This is a genomic window from Paenibacillus tyrphae (genome assembly GCF_000722545.1).
Lineage (GTDB): Bacteria > Bacillota > Bacilli > Paenibacillales > NBRC-103111 > Paenibacillus_G > Paenibacillus_G tyrfis.
The window spans coordinates 1-19,830 of record NZ_JNVM01000017.1; the positions used below are offsets into that span (position 1 = coordinate 1).

General features: G+C 56.1%; 18 protein-coding genes. 8 read left to right on the plus strand and 10 right to left on the minus strand.

Annotated elements, in window-relative coordinates; genetic code table 11:
* Positions 1-167 (minus strand): helix-turn-helix domain-containing protein (locus tag ET33_RS40435; RefSeq protein ID WP_327204064.1); only part of this gene is annotated, 167 nt, incomplete at its 3' end.
* A 167-nt stretch (positions 168-334) separates the two neighbouring features.
* Between ET33_RS40435 and ET33_RS20455 the strand changes: the two genes are divergently transcribed.
* Positions 335-2,167 carry a PAS domain-containing sensor histidine kinase gene (locus tag ET33_RS20455; protein ID WP_036686072.1) on the plus strand — a complete coding sequence of 611 codons (1,833 nt, stop codon included), beginning with the start codon at positions 335-337 and terminating at the stop codon, positions 2,165-2,167.
* Positions 2,168-2,251: 84 nt separating this feature from the next.
* On the opposite strand, the gene ET33_RS20460 is transcribed toward ET33_RS20455, so the two are convergent.
* On the minus strand, positions 2,252-2,710 hold the full coding sequence (locus ET33_RS20460) for a GNAT family N-acetyltransferase (protein WP_036686075.1): 459 nt from the start codon (positions 2,708-2,710) through the stop codon (positions 2,252-2,254).
* A 33-nt stretch (positions 2,711-2,743) separates the two neighbouring features.
* Positions 2,744-2,986 (minus strand): stalk domain-containing protein, encoded by a 243-nt coding sequence (locus ET33_RS40665; RefSeq protein ID WP_081890412.1) that lies wholly within the window; start codon positions 2,984-2,986, stop codon positions 2,744-2,746.
* 113 nt (positions 2,987-3,099) lie between these two features.
* Here ET33_RS40665 and ET33_RS20465 point away from each other — a divergent pair, with 113 nt between their 5' ends.
* Complete coding sequence (locus ET33_RS20465) at positions 3,100-3,684, plus strand: thymidine kinase (protein WP_036686078.1); 585 nt, start codon at positions 3,100-3,102, stop codon at positions 3,682-3,684.
* Between the two features lie 44 nt (positions 3,685-3,728).
* Here ET33_RS20465 and ET33_RS20470 read toward each other — a convergent pair whose 3' ends face one another.
* The 4 genes from ET33_RS20470 to ET33_RS20480 form a co-directional block, all read right to left on the minus strand.
* Positions 3,729-4,967 (minus strand): aminopeptidase, encoded by a 1,239-nt coding sequence (locus tag ET33_RS20470; protein ID WP_036686081.1) that lies wholly within the window; start codon positions 4,965-4,967, stop codon positions 3,729-3,731.
* Between the two features lie 301 nt (positions 4,968-5,268).
* Positions 5,269-5,721 carry a phosphotransferase family protein gene (locus tag ET33_RS40295; protein ID WP_327204065.1) on the minus strand — a complete coding sequence of 151 codons (453 nt, stop codon included), beginning with the start codon at positions 5,719-5,721 and terminating at the stop codon, positions 5,269-5,271.
* Positions 5,610-6,293: a phosphotransferase family protein gene (locus ET33_RS36525; protein WP_051775471.1), complete on the minus strand. Its 684-nt coding sequence runs from the start codon at positions 6,291-6,293 to the stop codon at positions 5,610-5,612. Before ET33_RS36525 ends, ET33_RS40295 begins: the two co-directional genes overlap by 112 nt.
* A gap of 50 nt (positions 6,294-6,343) precedes the next feature.
* On the minus strand, positions 6,344-8,785 hold the full coding sequence (locus ET33_RS20480; protein WP_036686654.1) for an O-antigen ligase family protein: 2,442 nt from the start codon (positions 8,783-8,785) through the stop codon (positions 6,344-6,346).
* 177 nt (positions 8,786-8,962) lie between these two features.
* Here ET33_RS20480 and ET33_RS20485 point away from each other — a divergent pair, with 177 nt between their 5' ends.
* Both ET33_RS20485 and ET33_RS20490 read left to right on the plus strand, forming a co-directional pair.
* Positions 8,963-9,442, plus strand: a complete 480-nt coding sequence (locus ET33_RS20485; RefSeq protein ID WP_036686083.1) for a hypothetical protein — start codon at positions 8,963-8,965, stop codon at positions 9,440-9,442.
* A gap of 76 nt (positions 9,443-9,518) precedes the next feature.
* Entirely contained in the window at positions 9,519-10,097 is a 579-nt protein-coding gene (locus tag ET33_RS20490; protein WP_051775472.1) for a CatB-related O-acetyltransferase, read from the plus strand.
* A gap of 11 nt (positions 10,098-10,108) precedes the next feature.
* Here the strand turns inward: ET33_RS20490 and ET33_RS20495 are convergent, their stop codons facing one another.
* Both ET33_RS20495 and ET33_RS20500 read right to left on the minus strand, forming a co-directional pair.
* Positions 10,109-11,203: a glycosyltransferase family 61 protein gene (locus ET33_RS20495; RefSeq protein WP_036686085.1), complete on the minus strand. Its 1,095-nt coding sequence runs from the start codon at positions 11,201-11,203 to the stop codon at positions 10,109-10,111.
* A gap of 45 nt (positions 11,204-11,248) precedes the next feature.
* Positions 11,249-11,926, minus strand: coding sequence for a class I SAM-dependent methyltransferase (locus ET33_RS20500; RefSeq protein WP_036686087.1), 678 nt, complete (start codon positions 11,924-11,926; stop codon positions 11,249-11,251).
* A 248-nt stretch (positions 11,927-12,174) separates the two neighbouring features.
* Here ET33_RS20500 and ET33_RS20505 point away from each other — a divergent pair, with 248 nt between their 5' ends.
* Positions 12,175-12,963: an ABC transporter ATP-binding protein gene (locus ET33_RS20505; RefSeq protein ID WP_036686090.1), complete on the plus strand. Its 789-nt coding sequence runs from the start codon at positions 12,175-12,177 to the stop codon at positions 12,961-12,963.
* 3 nt (positions 12,964-12,966) lie between these two features.
* Positions 12,967-14,622, plus strand: a complete 1,656-nt coding sequence (locus tag ET33_RS20510; protein ID WP_036686092.1) for a hypothetical protein — start codon at positions 12,967-12,969, stop codon at positions 14,620-14,622.
* A 522-nt stretch (positions 14,623-15,144) separates the two neighbouring features.
* Here the strand turns inward: ET33_RS20510 and ET33_RS20520 are convergent.
* Entirely contained in the window at positions 15,145-16,155 is a 1,011-nt protein-coding gene (locus ET33_RS20520; protein WP_036686096.1) for a LacI family DNA-binding transcriptional regulator, read from the minus strand.
* A gap of 230 nt (positions 16,156-16,385) precedes the next feature.
* Here ET33_RS20520 and ET33_RS20525 point away from each other — a divergent pair, with 230 nt between their 5' ends.
* Positions 16,386-18,515 (plus strand): amylo-alpha-1,6-glucosidase, encoded by a 2,130-nt coding sequence (locus tag ET33_RS20525; RefSeq protein ID WP_036686098.1) that lies wholly within the window; start codon positions 16,386-16,388, stop codon positions 18,513-18,515.
* Positions 18,512-19,795 (plus strand): ABC transporter substrate-binding protein, encoded by a 1,284-nt coding sequence (locus ET33_RS20530; RefSeq protein WP_036686100.1) that lies wholly within the window; start codon positions 18,512-18,514, stop codon positions 19,793-19,795. Before ET33_RS20525 ends, ET33_RS20530 begins: the two co-directional genes overlap by 4 nt.
* The last annotated feature ends 35 nt before the right edge of the window (positions 19,796-19,830 follow it).

Genomic DNA, 19,830 nt, shown 5'->3' on the forward strand with positions numbered 1-19,830 from the left:
CGAGCGCATCCAAACATCTGATGGATCAGCGTCGTTTGCTCCTCCGTAGGGTAGATGCGACAGCGAAATGCTTTATGATGCAACATGCGTGCATTTACCTTCCTTGGTGATTCTATGATAATTATAGCACATATGTTCCCATTCATACACAAGAGATGCTGATTCATCTCTCCCTTATCGAAGCGGGAGTCCTCTCAGCCTTAACGATAAATTTGTAGACTTTTCGCCCCATTTTTGCCGCTCGTAAAAAAACGGGACCTGCAAAAAAAAGGGATTGTGTTGATTTTTGACGAATGTTAACTCTCAGCCTAAAAAAGTGGAGGGAGTCTCATTCATGAACGATTTGCTCGTATCGCCATTCGTCCCAGAGCAATTGAAAACCAAAGCGGATGGGACTTTTTCACGAATGTTTGTCGATCTGGCGCTGAAAAGCTTCGCCAGCCCCCACACCGGCTCCCTCCTGCTCGATCAGGACTGCAATCTGCTGATGGCCGGTGAATCGCTCGGCAAGAAGCTCGGTTACAGGACGGAAGAACTGGAGCGGATGAATCTTCAGACCTTAGTGCATCCCGGGGAGCTTCTCCTGTGCATGCATCATATGAGCCAGCTCGTATCGGGCCAGCTCTCCCGCTATGAAACCGAGATGCGCTGGCTAAGCGCGGACGGACAAACCTTATGGATGAGCGTTTATGCAGTCGAACTTAAGGACAGCAACGGCGGACCAGCTTACATATACATGCAAACCCAGGATATCACCGCGCAAAAAGATGCCGAAAGCGCGCTTCAGGAATCGCTCATCCGCATGACCTCCCTGCTCGAAACGTTTGCCGACGCTTATATTATGTTGAACCGAAGCGGACAGCTCGTCTATGTGAACCGGAACGCCGAGCAGCTCCTGCAGCTCAACCGGGAGGATATGCTCGGACACGGCATTCGGGGCACGGTGCCGGAATGGCTTGGCGCAGGCTTTTACAAAGCATGCTGGAGGGCGATCGAGGAAGCGGTTCCCGTCTTTTATCAGGATTATTATCCATTGGTCAAAAAGTGGCTGGAAGTCAGCTGCTATCCGGGCAAGCCCGGCTTGTCCGTCTTTATCCGGGACATTACCCGGCATAAAGAGCAAGAAGAGACGCTCCGCGCAACCAAGCAGCAGCTTGATTCCATGATTGAGCATGCCGCGGACACCATTGCGATTCTCGACGCGGACCTTAGGCTGACCAAGGTGAACAAAGCGTTCATCGACTTGTTCGGCTATGGCGAAGCGGAGCTGATCGGCGAGCGTCCGCCGAACATACCGGAGGAGCTGTGGATCGAGTCGGAGCTGCTGTTCCGCAAAGCGCTGCAAGGCAAGCAAATCTCCAGCTTCGAAACGAAGCGCAAGCGCAAGGACGGCACGCCGCTCGATATGAGCCTCACGATCTCGCCCGTTGTCGGTAAGGATCAGGACATTACCGGGATCTGTATTATCGGGCGGGATATCAGCGAGAGCAAGGCTACCGAGGAACTGCTGCGCAACTCCGAGAAGCTGTCGGTCGCCGGGCAGCTCGCCGCCGGCATTGCCCATGAAATCCGCAACCCGCTAACCTCGCTGAAAGGTTTTACGCAGTTTATGAAGAGTGCCGGGCATTACAAGGAGCATTACTTGGACATCATGTCGTCGGAGCTGACGCGCATCGAGCACATCATCAGCGAAATGCTGCTGCTGGCCAAGCCAAGAGCGGCCATCTTTCATTATAAGCGGATTGGCCCCATTCTCGCCGATGTCCTCTCCCTCCTGGAAGCGCAAGCGAATCTGAACAGCGTCGGCTTCAAGACGCGGATCAAACCGGACCTGCCTGCGGTTCGCTGTGAAGAGAATCAATTGAAGCAGTTGTTCATCAATATCGTCAAAAATGCCGTCGAAGCGATGCCGATGGGCGGAACCGTGGAGATTGTGGCGGCCTTGGCTGAGCCGGGCATGCTCGCGATCACCTTCCGGGACGAGGGCGACGGCATTCCCGCCGAGCTGCTCCAACGGATCAGCGAGCCCTTCTATACGACGAAAGAAAACGGCTCGGGCCTCGGTCTGATGGTGAGTCAAAAAATCGTCACCGAGCACAAAGGCCGCATGGCCATCGCAAGCGAAGCCGGCGTGGGAACGACCGTGACAATAACGTTACCGGTTTAAAGCATGTAAGAATCTGCCACAAGCCAAGACCCCTTTAACATGGCGATAAAGGGGTCTTATTGTGCGCGCGAATGTTCGTTTTGCTCATCTCAAAACCTTGTATCTCGCTTCTGTCTCCCCTTCGACGATCCGTCCGGTGGGCACGAAGCCGACGCGCTCGTACAGCTTTCCGGCCGCCTCATTGTCCGGCACATAGCTGATGACGATCTCGGGGCTGCAATCCTCCTGACGCTTGATCAGCTCCAGGCCCAGCCGGATCGCAGCCTCACCGTAGCCCCGGCCTTGAAACCTTTTGTCGATCATCAGCCGCACGATCCAATACAGCCCGTCTTCCGGGTCCTTGCCGTACATGAAAAAGCCGACCATCTTGTCTTCGTGATAAATGGAAAGCGGCGTGTACGTTTTGTCGTAGGCGGCTTGAATAATCGAATACCAGTTGGGAGCCACCATCTTCCGCTGCTCCTCCTTCACCTCCAGCTTCACGCAATCTTCCCAATTGTCCTGAGTAATAGCTTCGAATCTTACCGTCGGTGCGTTCCTCAAAGCGGTTCCTCCTCACGCAAGTCTATAGACCCATCATACGGGAAGCGTCGCCGGAAGCGTAGGGAAGATTCGGGTATAAGCCGTTTTTTCGGTCGACAATAAAGCTTCTAGTAGAGAGGTCAGGGGAACGTAAGCGCTTTGGTACAACTCATGGATGAATGGAGATTCGGCAAGCTCAACTTTGGTATGGTTGAGGTAAGCTATTTTGTCATTTATAAAAAATTGAATCTGATTCCGATCTCTTGACACTACAACGGAACGCGTCTCTTCATTTATCTTTTTTCCTGATTATACCACACTCCATACCGACCAGATCGAAACCTGTACCTCCCCCTCAACTTGTGCTATGATAAATTTCGTGATTTCTCAGGGAGAGGCGGACTAGAGGCGTGGCCAAGCTATATTTTCGTTACGGAACGATGAACAGCGGTAAGTCGATCGAAGTACTGCGCGTCGCACACAATTACGAGGAGCAAGGAAAGAAAGTGCTGCTCTTTACCCCAGCGGTGGATGACCGGGACGGGGTCGGCGTCGTTGCTTCCCGCATCGGGATGCAGAAGGACGGCATCGTCATTGACGACAGCCTGGACATGGTCGGAATGGCGGCGGCCGAGCGGCCGAACTGCATTCTGATCGACGAAGCGCAGTTTCTGAACAAGCAGCAGGTGCTGCAGCTTACAGAAATCGCGGATACGCTCGGCATTCCCGTCATTGCGTACGGGCTGCGGGCGGATTTTCTTGGCCAACTGTTCGAGGGCAGCTATCATCTGTTTGCGCTGGCGGATAAAATCGAGGAGATCAAAACGGTCTGCTGGTACTGCGACCGCAAAGCGACGATGAATATGCGCCTTGCCGACGGCAAGCCGGTATTTGAGGGCGCGCAGATTCAAATCGGCGGCAACGAAAGCTATTTGCCGGTATGCCGCAAATGCTACTCCATGCAAAAGAGCCAGACGCAACCCCATCATGAATAAAAAAACGGAGCGAAGCGCCTCGGCGCCTTGCTCCGTTTTGCGTTTTAGACGGGCAGCGCCCAGTTGCCGGCGCGGAATACCGGCTCCCGTACGCCGTCCTGCGTAATCCCGTCGATGTTCATATCGGCCGAGCCGATCATGAAATCGACGTGCACAAGACTGCTGTTCGCCCCGTGTTGGGACAGCTCCTCTTCCTTCATCTCCGTGCCGCCGTCCAGATTGACCGGATACGCTTGTCCGAGGGCGAGATGGCTCGATGCGTTCTCGTCGAACAGCGTGTTGTAAAAGATCAGATTCGTATTGGAGATCGGCGATTCGTGCGGAACCAAGGCGACTTCGCCAAGCTTGCGAGCTCCCTCGTCCGTGTCGAGCAGCCGCTTCAGCATCTCGTAGCCTTTGTCTGCGGAGAAATCGACGACTTTGCCGTCTTTGAACGTCAGGCTGAACCCGTCGATCAGCTGGCCTCCGTGATTCAGCGGCTTCGTGCTGCGGACGACCCCGTTGACGCCGTCGTGGTGGGGCATCGTGAACACTTCCTCCGTCGGCAGGTTCGGGTTGAAGAAAATACCCTTGGCATTCTCTTTCGCGCCGCCGAGCCAGACATGCTTCTCTGGCAGGTCCACGGTCAGGTTCGTGCCCGACGCTTCGTATACGAGCTGCTTGTACCGTTTCTCGTTCAAGTAGCTCACGGTCCGGGCCAAGCGGGCATTATGCTCCTTCCAAGCCTCGACCGGATCGTCCGCGTTCACGCGGGTCGCTTCGAAAATGCGCTCCCACAAGGCATCGAGAGCGGCTTCCGGCGAGAGATCGGGAAATATTTTCAATGCCCATTCTGGCGTGGCGTAGGCCATCAGCGTCCAGGACGCGCGGTGCGCCATCAACTGGCTGCGGTACCCCTTCAAAGCGGTAGAGGCCGTTTTGTTCGCCGTGGAGACCCGCTCCGGGTCGACGTCCTTGAGCAGATCAGGATTTGGCCCGTAAAATTGAATAAAGGCCGCATCGTTCTCCGCCAGCTCCTGAAGACCTTGCGCCTTCCACATCGGATATTCGTGAAACGCTTCCATCGGCGCCATCTTGTATTTGATCCGCGTCAGTTCCTCGTCGTTCCACTCGACCATAACGTTCTTCGCGCCGGCCTCATAAGCCTTAACAGCAACAAGCCGGACCAGCTCCGCGGCAACGACCGGGGCCATGACGACCACCGTTTGTCCCTGTTGTACATTGGCGCCTACCCGAACGGCCAGCGTTGCATATTTTTCCAGTTTGTGGGCAAATGTGCTCATTAAAATTCCTCCAAAAATGAAAGGTTGTCCTACGTTCCCAGTATAACGCTTTATGCCGCACTTTACCAAATGATGTATACCGAAATGAACCCAAAAAAACCAGCCGCGAACGGCTGGCTGCAAGTTCCCGTTATTTTTTCGTTTTGGACTCCGCCACTTCCGAGTCTTGATTATTGCCGGGCTGGGACTTTTTGCCGTTGTTGTTGGCATTGTCTCGGGACATTGGGACGCCTCCTTCCGGGATTTGGGATTCGCCCGTAGTGTATCCGATCCGCCCGGCAGCCATACATAAAAACATACGCTATGTCCACTCCGCCAACAAGCGGTCAATTAACCACACGAGATCGGCAGCCCGGTTCGGCGACTCCGCCGCCCCGTTCAGCAGATCGAGCAGCGCGATCAGATCGGCCAGCTTGGACTTCAGCTCCCACCGTTCGGGCAGCACCCCACCCTCCTGCACGTAGCCGCGGATAAAATGGTGCTCGAACTCGGAGCCAGTCGATTCATAGCGAAGCATGTTGCCGATGTCCACCAGCGGCGGACCCGCGAAGGCAAATTCCCAGTCTAGCACAGCCGTTACCTCATATCCTCCGGAGCCGTCCGGCGCCAGCAGCACGTTCCGTCCGTTAAAGTCGGAATGGATCAAGGAATACTTCGGCTGCTCCTCCAACAGCCCGGCATGGCGCTTACACAGCTCCCATAGCGCTTCGGTCCGGCGCGGACCGAGCAGGCGGCCGGCCTCACCGTGCAGCAGACTCTGCTCCGCGAAGCCGACGAACATCGCTTCGTCCAGCCGCATCGGCGTGCGATCTCCAGCTCCGGGCCTAGGAGGCCAGGGACCGGAAACGGGAACGCATGCACGGATGCCAACGTTCTGCCGAGCGCCGCCGCCGCGGAAGCGAGCTCTTCCGGGGAGGCCGTCAGCCTCAGGGACGACAGCAGCTCTCCGTCATGCCATTCAAGCAACGCCCAAGGCCGCGGAAAGCGGGCGAACGAAGCATCCGCATGGAGGAAGGCCGGGACCGGAACGGCGAACCGTACCAACTGGGCAACCGCCTTCTCCTTGCGCATAACATCCGCATCGCCCCGATAAATACGGAGCACAAAGGGCCGCTCCTCTCCGCGCAGGCGGATTTTATAATTCGAGTTGCTCAGCCCTGTTCCGAGTGGCTGCGCGAACTCGACGGACCTTCCCGGGAACACCGGCTCCAGCAGCCCGTTCAGCTCCGCCAAGCTTAAGCGCACGAACGGCTCTCCCCGCTCCCAACCGGCTTTCTCCTGCCACACGTCCTTTCCCGATACAACGTTCTGTCGCGAATCCTCCATACCGCCACGGCTCCTCTCCCGTTAATCCATCGCAGACCGGACCTGCCGCCTCAAGCTCCCGCCAGCTTTTTGAGCTCCTCGGCTTCGCTCGGGTCTTTGGCGATCAGCTTGTCCACCCACGCCTGATCCGTCTTGCCCTGCTTCTGCAGCGACGCCACGTACCAGCGCGCGATATACCGCTGCACCGAGGAATCCATGTTGTCCGATAAGGCCGGACGCAGGATGTCCGCCGCTTCGGCATACTTGCCTTGGTCGTAGGAAATTCTCCCCAAGACTAGAAACATCGGCTTCGTAATCTCGAAAGGAGGCACGCTGATCGAAGACGGAATCGATTTTAGCGACTCCCGTTTTTCCTGCACGTGCTGATAAATGCCGACGGCTTTTTGATATTGCGCGTCTCGTTCCGCCGGCTTATTCGCCTGCCCCGCAGCATACCCCAGCTCGTACGAAAGCACCATCGCCCGTTCGTACCACATCATATCCCATTGAAATTTCGGGATCGACTCGCTCGCGATCGCCAGCGCCTGCTGGGCATTGTCCTCAACCGCCCAGCGGTACCGATTCTCGTGGATGCCGTGCGCGTTAGGCTCGTTGTCCATAAACCTAGCGGCGAGCTGCTGGGCTTCCTGCAAGTACTGCTTGTCCTTCGTCTGGTTGTACACATCATTCAAGATCCGAATCTTCAGCAGCGCGTAATCCGCATTGGTCGAATGAAGCGCCATGGCGTTATCGATGAAGCCGATAAACTTCTCCAGTTGGACGGATTCCTGCGAAAGCTCGTTATACGCCTTGCCCGCCTCGGTGTTCGCTTTTAGCAGTCGAATCGATACGACGAGCATGCACAAGCTGAGCAGTAGGACGAACCCCGGGTAAATCCATTTCGCTTTTCCCGATGCGATCGTCGGCTGCTCCTGCTCCTTGGTCCCCGGCAGGGCCGCGCCCGCCAGCAGTCCTCCCAAGCCGATAAAGACAAGAGCGGACAAATAGCCGTAGCTTAAGTCGAAGTCCATGAAGCTGTGGGCAAGAATGGCCGCCAGCACGATGAAATAAACGAAATGCCGCCTTCCGTCTTCCGTCTCGTGATGCTTGATCACATGACGCACGTAAAAGTATACGATGCAGCCGATAAAAGCAAACAGCAGCAGCGTGCCGACCCAACCGATATCCGTCAAGGTCTGGAACAAAAAGTTATGGGCCTGGTTCGAAGCGTAGCCGTAGCTTTGGTGGGATTGATACAGCGCGGCCCATGTCCCGCCGCCCTTCCCGAACAACGGCGCTTCGTTTACGATTTGCATCGCATCCTTGTAAAAATACCCCCGCTCCTGCACGCTGTGCTGCTGGAAGTTGATGCTTGCAATCCGCTGCTGCAGGTTCTCCGGCAGCAGGTTCAGCACCCACTGGCTGTTCAGCACGACCGCGATGCCGATGCCGCCGACCAGCAGGATCACCAGCGGGAACCAGAGCCGGGCATAGCGGAGCTTGAATTTTTCCTCCAGCTTCCCGACGGCCGGAGGCACGTATTTGTGAATGACCGCCGACAGCAGCGCTACCACAACCGATCCGGCCGCCAATTGAAGCCATGCCTGCGCGGACAGCGCTGCGTTCGAGGTGTGGAACAATTCCGCTCCGATCCGCGTACTGGGCCCGGACAGGATGAAGGCGGCCGCCGCGGCGACGCCCAGATTGAGAATCATGACGATTTGCCCGGACAAGCGGAGAAAAGGCAGCAGAGCGAGCAGCACCACCGGCAGCAGCACGAGACCGCCGCGGGATAAGGTCAGGATGAGCGACAGCAGAGCCGGCGCCAAAATTAAGGCGTTTCCTGCGGCTACGGCCCATTTGGAGGAAGAGGCGATCATATACAGGGCACCCAAGATGATGGCAATCAGATAGGCGGCATACGAGTTGGCGTAAGTAAAAGAAGACGTTAAACGCATGCCGTTGCTGTCGGCTATGATGACGCCATGCGCCTGGATGTTGCCGTACCAGACCAGCAGTCCGTAAATGACGAGCGCATATCCTGAATACAGAATGCCGTGCTGAACGAGGGCCGCCCCTTTTTTATTCCGGGCGAGCACCCAACTGATGACAAAAAACGAAGCATACATGAGCTCGGCGTACAATCCTTGAAGGGCCAAATACATGGACGCCGGACGGGTCAGCACGGGAATGAGATAAGCGAGCGGAATGAGCCATACCGCCAGCAGCAGCATGTCCCGCTTGCCGGTCGCTTTAAACGAGGTCATCAAAAACAGCGAAGTCAGGAACAAAGCGATGTAAATAAAAATATAGGAGCTGTACAGCGGGAAGTTGTAGAAGATGTTGTTCCCCGGCTTGGCTTCGTAGGAGAACATCAGAAACAATCCCTGGTGAAACGGGGCGATGAACAGAAACAACAGGACGAATCCGAGCACCGAATAGAAAAGCAGCGACCCCTTTTCCTGCTCCCGGCTTTCCAGCCACTGCTTTCTTGAAACATAAGGCGTGTTCATTACGACAATTCAACTCCGTCTGTATGATGGGAAAAGGCGGCAAAGACTCATTCTCCCCCATTCTTTAGACGCACCAGATCTGGATAATGTTTCTATCCCGCTCCCGCATTTCATCATTTTCCCGGACGGCGCATAGGTTGAACTAGAACAAGTCTGCAAGCGAAAGGGGCGGGAGCCATGATGACCCGGGAACATGGGTTCAAGCTCGGAGTACTCGTTTATTTGCTCGCTTGGTTCATTGGAAGCTTCTGGATGACAGGCGCCATCCGCAGCGGCCGTATCACGCATTGGCTTGGGATCAAGCTTCTTCCTCCCGTCACAGAGTACGCTTACTATGCGCTTGCCGGAGCCATCGGAGGCACCATGTACGCCATGCGCTTGTTCTTCGAATATTACGACAGCATGACCCCGCGCTGGTACTGGTGGTACCTGCTTCGTCCGATCAAATGCGCCGGTGCGGCCATGATGACGATTGTTCTGTTCAAAAGCGGCATTATGCTGCTCCAGACCGGCACCTCGATGGAAGCGAAGATCGGCATCGCGTTTCTCGTCGGATTCGGCTACGGCAAGCTGATGGATAAGCTGCGGACGCTGACGGAGGCGCTGTTTAACGGAAGCGGCAACGGCGGCAAATCGGGGGATGACTCGCCCAAATAAACTCCGCCAATGTGCCAAGGGCAGCGGAGTATGAATATCCTAGCATATCATGACCCGGAAGGAGGTGCCCGAGCAGATGGATAGCCAATCTCCGATCGAGTCGCTGCGAACTCAACTGCCTTCGAGAACGGTGGAGAACAAAATTTACATCGGGGAATTCACCTACGGTCATCCGGATATCCGGTCTTGGGGCGAGAGCAGCATTCTGATCATCGGCAAGTTTTGCTCCATTGCGGACCGAGTGACGATTTTTCTCGGCGGAGAGCACCGGCCTGATTGGGTAACGACGTATCCGTTCAACTCCTTGATGCCCAAGTACTCCTTCATTACAGGACATCCGAAGAGCAAAGGAAACGTGACCATCGGGCACGACGTCTGGCTTGCCTCGGGGGCGACGATTTTGTCGGGAGTTACGGTCGGGCATGGAGCGGTTGTCGGAGCGGGCGCCGTCGTCAGCAAGGACGTTCCGCCCTACGCTATCGTGGCGGGAAACCCGGCTAAGGTCATCAAGTGCCGGTTTCCCGAAGCGACGATTCAGCGCTTGCTCCGCATCGAATGGTGGAGCTGGCCGCTGGACAAAATCGAACGGGCCGTCCCCTTGCTGCTGTCGGGCGACATGGATGCTTTTTTTCGCTATTGCGATACGGTCGGCTAGCCGCTGGCGGATCAGATCCCGGCCAGCTTGAGCACATTCAGCAGCTTGTCGATATCGACGACGATATTATCGGCGCCGACGGCGGGCTTGGGCGGGTATTCGATGTCGCACACAACCTCGTAATAATCGATGCCGGCATGGTGGCATATTTTCCAAAAATAGTTATCTACGACCGTACGCGGCGACAGCTCGATAAGCTTCGCTCCGGGAGGACAGAAGGTGATGTTAATATTACTGCTGCCAAACGGAGCGACGACCACGCTGGCGGAGGAGTAGATCGCAATTTTATCCCACATCGACAGCGGCGTCGGAACGATCTTCGTAAACCCTTTCTCGCTTAGGACGCGCATCACTTCATCCTCGTTGACGACGAACCGCGCCGCAGCGTCCTGCCGGCTGACGTAGATCCGTTCATAGCCGCCAACCTTCGCGACCGGCAGCCTTTCTCCCAGCCGCCGACGAAGAAACTGGTATGCCCACCTCGGACTTTTTCCGACCATCAAAGGAACCGCGGGCACGACCAGATTGCTGGCCTTCAGATGAAAATCGCTGTGATCGACCTGAACCAGCTTATCCATCGGAAAGCCGAGCATGCCGAGAGACTCATACTGAAACGGATGATGCAGCATGCCAACCAAATATTTGTCGATCGGGATGCCGCTTTGCTCGAGCAAATGAATCCGTGGCAGGATATCATAGAACCAATGGCCGTACACGGCCTGGGTAAAGATGCCTTTCTCGGGCATATTCCATCCCCAGATCAAGGTAGCCACCGTTTCCGCTATGCATACCGGAGGCGGCAGCAGCATTCCGCCATGATCCGGGCAATACAGCTCCACATCGAGCAGCCGCTTGTTGTTAGAGGTAACCACGTAGCCGTTCCCGGTCATGACGCGTCCGTTCGGGACGACGGCGACGAAGGCCGGATCGAAATGACACTCGCTTGCCCAGCGCGGAGGATCGAATCCGCCAGGGGCCTCAAGATGAAGCTTCTCCCCGGGATAGATGATCTTGTAAAATTCCGGCATGAGGCTCCGGTCAAAGGCCGCGCGATCCATCACCCAATCGATGGTTTTAGCGTAGACTTGATCGGGGATTGCATACATCTTGTCTCGCCTCCCATTCTTCATAAAAATGCTAATGCCGGCTCGTCAGGCCCCGTCGATATAATGCGCGACAAGCTCATCCCGATGCTCCAGTACTGCCTGGAAAGCCGGAGGACACCCCTTCGGGAAGAGGACGCCGAGGCCGTTGGAGTGCGGGAACTGGAGATGCGGGTGTTCACTGAGCTTCTCCCATAAACGGTACACGCCGAAATCGCCCAGCCTGACCACGATATCGTGAAACAAGACGATGCCGTTCTCCGCCAGCTTCGGGTACCAGGTCGTATAATCGTGCAGCACCGCATCATACGTGTGGTAGCCGTCAATGTGCAGCAGATCGACCGAACCGTCGGGAAAACCGGCCAGAGCCTGGTCGAAATGGCTGCGAACCAGATAGCCGATGCCCGGAAATTCCCGGAGCGTCACGGATTGAACGGCCTCATAAATAGGATCACCGCCATAATAGCCGGTATGCGGATCGCCCTGCCACGTATCGACAGCGAAGCAGCGGGTGGACAAATTTCCGTCCTTGACCGCCTGGCAAAAGCTGAAGAAGGAAGTGCCGTAAAGCGTGCCCAGTTCCGCAATAATGCGCGGCTTGGCAAAGCGCACAAGATCGTAAGCGAAACGGCGGTGGCCGGACCATGCGCCGTTCGTCGTATAGGCTAACGGCAGCTCGGGGGCGTGATCCGCGGCAAACCGTACAGGATGATATTCCCAATCCATCGAATAAACCACCGCCTTGAGGAAAATCCCGAAGCAACCTACGGGTATGCCTTATTCTATGTCCAACTCACCCGGCCGGGGTGGGCAAGTAAATAAGGGGAAAGGCACATTTTGAAATAATTTCCCTTTCATTGACTTGAAACGGACCGTATCCTACAATAGGATTTGCATGACCGAACCGGCCGAAGCCTGGAAGCGGCCATGCTTTTTTTTACTTTGAATGAGTTTTAGGGATGAGAGGTGTGCTGATGGAAACCGCAGGAGAAGCGATCCTGTCCATTCGCGACTTGCGAATGATGTATGGAGACCGCTATGTGCTCAGAGGAATCGATCTTGACGTATATCCGGGACAAATCATCGGGTATATCGGGCCGAACGGCGCGGGCAAAAGCACCACGATCAAAACGATGCTCGGCCTCGTGGAGGGCTACACCGGAGAAATCCGTATTTTCGGCAAGGACATCTCGGACGGCAGCGTGGATTATAAGCAGCGGATCGGGTATGTGCCCGAAACGGCCGAAGTGTACGACGCCCTGACGGCGAAAGAATATTTGACCTTTATCGGCAATCTGTACGGACTGGAGGACGAACAGGCGGAGTGGAAAGCCAAACGGCTGATCGACCTGTTCGGGCTGGAGGATGCGTATAACGCGCGGATCGTATCGTATTCCAAAGGCATGCGCCAAAAGGTGCTGCTCATCTCCAGCCTGCTGCACAACCCGGACATTTTGTTTTTGGACGAGCCCTTGAGCGGACTGGATGCCAACAGCGTCATGGTGGTGAAAGAAATTTTGGCGCAGCTGGCCGCGAAGGGCAAGACGATCTTCTATTCCTCGCACATTATGGATGTGGTCGAAAGGATCAGCAACCGCATCGTCCTGCTGGACGGCGGCGAGATCGTGGCGGACGGAAGCTTCGACGAGCTGAAGGCGCAGAGCCGGGAAGGATCGCTCGAAGAGATCTTCAACCGGCTGACGGGCTTCCATGAGCATAAAGAGATTGCGGAACGATTCGTCTCCGTCGTACAAGAGGTGTAGGCGATGAGGGAATTCGTATCGCTTAAGGTGCTGGACCGGTTCAGGACTCTGTTCGAGAGGCTGGGCGTCGATTACCCGTTGATGCGCAAAATTTTGCAGATCAAGCTGACGATGGACGGACGGCGGATGCCAACCATTTTCAATCAGTCCGCCAAAAAGAACCGGCACGAGACGGCCGATCAGAACAATTTCGTGAAGTCCCTCGGCTTGTACGCCTTGCTGGGGCTGACCATGGTTCCTTTCGTCGTGATGGGCGACAACTATATATTCCAGATGAGCTTTGTGTTCGGCCTGCTGATGTTCCTGGTCATGACTTCCTTGATCTCGGACTTTTCTACCGTTCTGCTCGATATCCGGGATCGGAACATTATCGCCTCGAAGCCGGTCAACCGGCGGACGATCGGCATGGCGAAGACGCTGCATATTTTGCTTTATTTGTTCTTTTTGACCGTAGCGCTCTGCGCTGCGCCGATGATTGCGGCAATCGTCAAGCATGGCGTGTTGTTTTTTCTCTTGTTTGTGGTCGAAATCGTACTGACGGACGTGCTGATTGTCGTTGTGACGGCCTTTTTGTATATGCTGATTCTGAAGTTTTTCGACGGGGAAAAGCTGAAGGACATGATCAATAACGTGCAAATCGCGCTATCTATCGCGATTACCGTCGGCTATCAATTCGTCGGACGGTCGTTCGACCTCATGCAGCTTCACGTCGCGTTCGAGCCGAAATGGTGGCAGGTCTTCCTCCCTCCCCTGTGGTTTGGCGCGCCGTTCGAATGGCTGCTGCGCGGACAGGCGGCCCCGCATTTCATCGTCTTTACACTGCTGGCGTTCGTCACGCCGATCGTTTCGATTCTGATCTACACGAACCTGATGCCCTTCTTCGAGCGCAGCTTGCAGAAGCTGGCGAACGATAGCACGAAAAAAGGCAGGGAGCAAAGCAGATGGCTGGATGTCGTTTCCAGATTCATTTGTTCAGGACGGGAGGAACGCACCTTTTTCCGGTTCGGCTCGCTGATGATGGGCAACGAAAGGGAGTTCAAGCTTAAGGTATACCCTTCGCTGGGCTTCTCGATCGTGTTTCCGTTCATTTTCTTTTTCAACGTGCTGCGGGCCCAGTCCTTCAGCGAAATCGCAGCGAGCAAATGGTATCTGAACATTTATTTCTGCGCGCTGCTGATTCCTACCGTCGTGATGATGCTGCGGTATTCAGGCAAGCACAAGGGCGCTTGGCTCTACAAAACGATGCCCTTGCCAAGTCCGGCGCCTATTTTCCGCGGAACGATCAAAGCGTTCCTCGTCCGGCTGTTTATGCCCGTGTTCCTGATCGAGAGCGTTATTTTTCTCGCGCTGTTCGGGGTGCGCATCGTCCCGGATTTAATCGTCTTCGCACTGAACGCGCTGCTGTACACGGTCATTTGCTTCCGAACTTTCCGCAAGGCGCTGCCGTTCTCGGAGTCTTTCGAGGCGGTAAAGCAGAATGACGGCCTCATTATCTTGCCGCTTCTGCTGCTCCTCGCTCTGTTCGCCGGCGTGCATCTGGCCAGCACGTTCGTCACCGGCGGGATCTACGCGTACATGGCGCTGCTGGTCGTGCTGAATGCCGCCGTCTGGCGGAAAGGATTTGCCATCTCGTGGGATGACTTACGGGACAAGGGATAAGGGATGAGCATCAGCCGGCCTCAGAAATGAAAAGAACCTCCGTTTCCATGATATCGGTGGATTCGGAGGTTCTTTGGTTTCTGCTGTTAGTGCTGCTGCGTGAACATTGGGGGCCATGCATTTATCTGGAGCGCTAGAGATTTAGAGGAATAGCGATGTGCTATCGCAGCCAATCAACCGTTTGCTCGGACCATAGAGGATCTGAGGTGCGCTAATGACGTCCCCCAAGGCAGCACGAACATTTTTCGACACGATTAAGTCACCTTTTGTTCCGCTATGTTTCGGTACCGGGTCCAAAAGCGCCGCTTTACGCATCGTAGTTCCTCTATGCTCGAATAGAGGCCCCCCAATGATTCGGAGCTTCGCCGATTGCGCATTTGCTGCGGGGCCCGGCCGGAATTGGATGACCTCATCCCGCCTGATTCTGCAAAGCTCGGGCCATCGATCTACTCTCATGACTCCATCCAAAGGATTGAACTGTCGAGCCTCCCCCAGCCTGATTCTGCGAAGAATCGCCCTACCTTATCGCGAACTCACGCTCTCCCGCACGATCAGCTCGGTGTCCAGCATGAGCCGGTGGCTCACCTTGCGGCCTTCGAGCAGATCGATCAGCATCTGGGCAGCCTGATACCCCATCTCGTATTTGTTCTGGTTTACGGTCGTGAGCGCCGGCGAACAGTACGCCGTCACGTCGATATTGTCGAAGCCGACGACGGAAATTTGTCCCGGCACTTGAAGCCCTAACCCGCGGACGGCCTGCAAAGCCCCGAGCGCCATCAGATCGCTGATGCAGAACAGCGCCGTGATGTCCGGCTGCTGCGCAAGCAGCCTGTACACCGCTTCCTTGGCTCCCGCCTCAGAGAAGGAGCCGTCCATGATGAGCGACTCGTCGAACGGGAGGCCGAAGCGCTCAAGCGCCTGCTTGTACCCTTTCAGCCGCTGCACGCTGACGTCCGCCTGGGAATGGCCGTTGATGACGCCGATTTTGCGGTGACCCGCTTCCAGCAAATAGCTGACGGCCCGGTTCGCGCCGCCGACATTATCGGAGGTCACATAGCCGACGTTCGGCCCCTCCAGCGGAATGTCGATGAGCACGCAAGGAATTTGGGAGGAGACGACTTCTTTCAAGTACTCGTCGTCCAGACGGATGCCCATAATAATGACGCCGTCCACGCCGCGCTCCTGACACAGCGTCTTGTACGATTTGATTTTTTGTTTCTGCGGCGTCGTGCTGAACAGCACGAGATCGTAATCGAGCTCTCCCGACCGGTCGTTCATGCCGCACAAAATTTCAAAGGCAATATTATCTTTCGAGCTGGTCCGCGTCACATTGGACAGAAGCAGACCGAGCGTTTTCGTTTTCTTCGAGATCAGCGAGCGGGCGGCCATATTCGGGCTGTACCCGAGCCCTTGCGCAATATCCTTGATCTTCTGGCGCGTAACTTCATTGACGTCGTCATACCCGTTCAGCGCCCGCGATACGGTTGTGACGGACACGCCGGCCGCCTTGGCGATATCTTTAATCGTAACCATGTTCTCTCCTCCGAAACGTTTTGAATCTCTATTTTTATCTTGTTGGCAGCCGCAAAAAAATATTTACTAAAAAAAGCAGTTGTAAATGCTTTCAGCTTGCAATATAATCAAGTATATCGTATCCAAAACGTTTTGGAAAGACAATTTTCCTTTCTTTTGCAGAGAAGAAATATTTTTTTATCGGTTTTCCGAAACGTTTCGGATAGCTCTTATACAGTGAGGTGACCGCATTGGATTATCGAATCATCAAAGAAAACGATCTCTTCCTCTACTCCGACAAGGACGGCGATATTCCGCAAGGTCATCCGTCCGGCTTCGGGCTTTATACCAAGGATACCCGCTTTCTGAGCCGGCTGGAAATTGCCATCAACGGCCAAAAGCCGGTGCTGCTGTCCTCCGCGGCGGATGCGAACTACATATCCGTCATCCGGCTGACGAATCCGCATATGGAGCAGAACGGCGAGTTGATTCTGTGGCGGGAATCCGTCGAGATCGAGCGTACGCGGTTTATTTACGAAGGCGGGCTCTACGAAACCTTCCGCCTGACCAGCTATTATCCGAAGCCGATTGAGTTCGACTTCTCGGTGCTGGCCGACGCTGATTTTGCGGATATGTTCACAGTACGCGGCTTCCAGCACGGCGAGACGGGCCATAAGACGGGAACGCAGAGACAGAACGGCGGGCTGACGATCGGCTACGCCGGCGTGGACCATGTCGCCCGGGAAACCCGCATCGCTTGGCAGCCGCAGGAAAGCTTCATCGACGAGACGACGAACACCGTCGGCTTCCGGCTTCGTCTCGATCACCGCGAGAGCCGGGAAATCACGTTCTTCGTCGCACCGGTCGTGAACGGAGAAGGCCCCCGGTTTTACGACCCGCAGGTGGCGATGGCGAAGCTCGAAGCGAGCTATGCCGGCTGGAACGCCGGATCGACAGCCGTCCGCAGCGACAACGCCGCGTTTGACAAACTGTTCCACCGTGGGGTGCAAGACCTGCGCGTGCTGCTGACTGATGTCGGCTACGGATCGTTCCCGGTGGCTGGGCTTCCGTGGTATTCGGTTCCGTTCGGACGCGACAGCCTGATTGCCGCGCTGCAGATGCTTTCGCTGAACCCGCAGGCGGCGAAAGGTACCCTGCTCACGATGGCCGCTTACCAAGGTCAGAAGGAAGATCCTTGGCAGGACGAGACGCCGGGCAAAATCATGCACGAAATCCGCTACGGCGAGCTGGCCGGCGCCGGGATGGTGCCGTTCGCCCCGTATTACGGAACGATTGACGCGACGCCGCTCTTCCTGATGCTAGCCGCGGAATATTACCACTGGACGAACGATCTGGCGCTGATCGAACAGCTGATGCCGAACCTCGAAGCGGCGCTCACCTGGATCGAGCGTTACGGCGACCGGGATGGCGACGGCTTCGTGGAATACTTCCAGGAGTCTTCCAAAGGAATCGCCAACCAAGGCTGGAAGGATTCGGCCGACTCCGTCGTCCACCGCAGCGGGGATTACGGCCAGGCGCCGATTGCGCTCGTCGAAGTGCAGGGATACGTGTATCAGGCGAAAACGCGCCTGGCTCCGATCTTCCGCATGCTCGGCCGCAGCGTAGACGCCGACCGTCTGGAACAAGAAGCGGCCGTGCTACGGGAGCGCTTCGAGCAGTCGTTCTGGATGGAAGACGAGCAGTATTACGCCATTGCGCTGGACCGGAACAAGCAGCAGGTGCAGTCGGTGACCTCGAATACCGGCCACATTCTGATGTCCGGCATCGCGTCGCCTGAGCGTGCCCGCTCCGTCGCGTCGCGGCTCGTCGCGGAAGATATGTTCGGCGGCTACGGCATCCGCACGATGAGCACCGGCTCGTCCGGGTACAACCCGATGAGCTACCACAATGGCAGCGTGTGGCCGCACGACAACTCCCTTTGCCTGCTCGGACTGAGCCTCGGCGGCTTCGAGACCGAAGCGCTGAAGGTGATGCAGGGGCTGATGAAAGCGGCGGATGGCTTCGAATATGCCAGACTGCCGGAGCTGTACTGCGGTTACTCCGACGAGCTCGGGCATCCCGTTCCTTATCCGGTCGCCTGCTCGCCGCAAGCATGGGCCGCGGGCACACCGCTGACGTTCCTGCAGACGATGCTGGGCATTCGTCCGAATGCACTAAACGCAACGATCGAGCTGCGGCCGCTGCTGCTCCCCGGCATGAACGAGCTGGAAGTGACGAACCTGCGCATCGGCCAAGGAACGCTGCATTTACGTGTCAGCAGAACCGGAGACGTCGCCGCGCCGTATCAAGTGGACATTTTAGAGAATCATACGGGGTATCAAGTTCTTATTCAACCATTTGAGGGGGATGTTGTGAAATGAAAAAATCGCTATCCGTCATTCTCTCCGTAGGTTTGGCTTCCAGCATGGTGCTGGCGGGCTGCGCCAAAGAAGAAGCCAAGCCGGCTCCGACCGGCGATGCGCCGAAAAGCGGCGAGCCCGTAACCGTAACGCTGGCCGGCTGGGGATCGTCGCCAGAGGAGCAAGATTTGCTCAAGCAGACGATTCAAGAGTTCGAAAGCAAGCATCCGAACGTCAAAGTAAAATACGAAGTAATCGCCGACCAGTACATGGACGTCATCAAGACGCGGCTTATCGGCGGCGAAGGCCCCGACGTGTTTTATCTGGATGCGTTCGAAGCTCCGGCTCTGATCGAGAAGGGTGTTGTCGAGCCCCTCGACAGCTACGTGAAGCCTGAATTCGACGTGGCCGACTTCGAAGAGCCACTGCTGAACGCGTTCAAGGTCGGCGGCAAAACGTACGGCTTCCCGAAAGACTCCTCCACGCTGGCCATGTTCTACAACAAGAAGCACTTCGAAGAGGCGGGCATTACCAAGCCGCCGACTACGTGGGAAGAGCTGCAGGACGCCGCGAAAAAGCTGACCAAAACCGAAGGCGGCAAAACCGTCCGCTTCGGCTTCGGCGTCGCTCCCGAGCTGGCGCGGCAAATGTACATGGCGCAGGCGTTCGGCGGCAAAGTGTCCGACGACAAAGGCAACGCCGCTTACGCTTCCCCGGAAGCGCTCAAAGGGCTGCAGCTCGTCGTTGACCTGCACAACAAGGACAAATCGTCCGGCGAGCCGAAGGAAGTCGGCGCAGGCTGGGGCGGCGAAATGTTCGGCCAAGGCAAAGCGTCCATCGTCTTCGAAGGCAACTGGGCAATTCCGTTCCTGAACAGCAACTACAAAGATCTTCAATACGCCACTGCCGAGCTGCCGACAGTGAACGGCAAAAAAGGCACGATGGCCTTCACGGTCGCCTACGTCATGAACAAGGCGTCCAAGAAAAAAGAAGCTTCCTGGGAGCTGATTTCGTACCTGACCGGCAAGGAAGGCATGAAAACGTGGACCAGCAAAGGGTTCGCCCTGCCGACGCGCAAATCCGTCGCGAAGGAGCTCGGCTACGACAAGGACCCGCTGCGCGGCGCCCTGGTTGCGGGCTCGGCTTATTCCACGCCATGGCAAGCAGGACCGACGCTGCCGACGGTCATGAACAATTTCAACAACCAGTTCCTCGACGCGTTCCTGGGCAAATCCTCGCTGGAAGACGCGATGAAAAAAGCGCAGGAAACCGCCAATAAAGAAATTGCTGCCGGCAAATAACGAAGCTGAACCGGGAGGGGGCTGCCCCTCCCTTC

Bases quoted from the DNA above. Each gene is read 5' to 3' on its own strand.
- ET33_RS20510 (WP_036686092.1), top strand. From the start codon at position 12,967: ATGAGGGAATTCGTATCGCTTAAGGTGCTGGACCGGTTCAGGACTCTG.
- ET33_RS20480 (WP_036686654.1), bottom strand. From the start codon at position 8,785: ATGAACACGCCTTATGTTTCAAGAAAGCAGTGGCTGGAAAGCCGGGAG.
- ET33_RS20495 (WP_036686085.1), bottom strand. From the start codon at position 11,203: ATGTATGCAATCCCCGATCAAGTCTACGCTAAAACCATCGATTGGGTG.
- ET33_RS20530 (WP_036686100.1), top strand. From the start codon at position 18,512: ATGAAAAAATCGCTATCCGTCATTCTCTCCGTAGGTTTGGCTTCCAGC.
- ET33_RS20490 (WP_051775472.1), top strand. From the start codon at position 9,519: ATGGATAGCCAATCTCCGATCGAGTCGCTGCGAACTCAACTGCCTTCG.
- ET33_RS20455 (WP_036686072.1), top strand. From the start codon at position 335: ATGAACGATTTGCTCGTATCGCCATTCGTCCCAGAGCAATTGAAAACC.
- ET33_RS20485 (WP_036686083.1), top strand. From the start codon at position 8,963: ATGATGACCCGGGAACATGGGTTCAAGCTCGGAGTACTCGTTTATTTG.
- ET33_RS20520 (WP_036686096.1), bottom strand. From the start codon at position 16,155: ATGGTTACGATTAAAGATATCGCCAAGGCGGCCGGCGTGTCCGTCACA.
- ET33_RS20470 (WP_036686081.1), bottom strand. From the start codon at position 4,967: ATGAGCACATTTGCCCACAAACTGGAAAAATATGCAACGCTGGCCGTT.
- ET33_RS20505 (WP_036686090.1), top strand. From the start codon at position 12,175: ATGGAAACCGCAGGAGAAGCGATCCTGTCCATTCGCGACTTGCGAATG.
- ET33_RS36525 (WP_051775471.1), bottom strand. From the start codon at position 6,293: ATGGAGGATTCGCGACAGAACGTTGTATCGGGAAAGGACGTGTGGCAG.
- ET33_RS20500 (WP_036686087.1), bottom strand. From the start codon at position 11,926: ATGGATTGGGAATATCATCCTGTACGGTTTGCCGCGGATCACGCCCCC.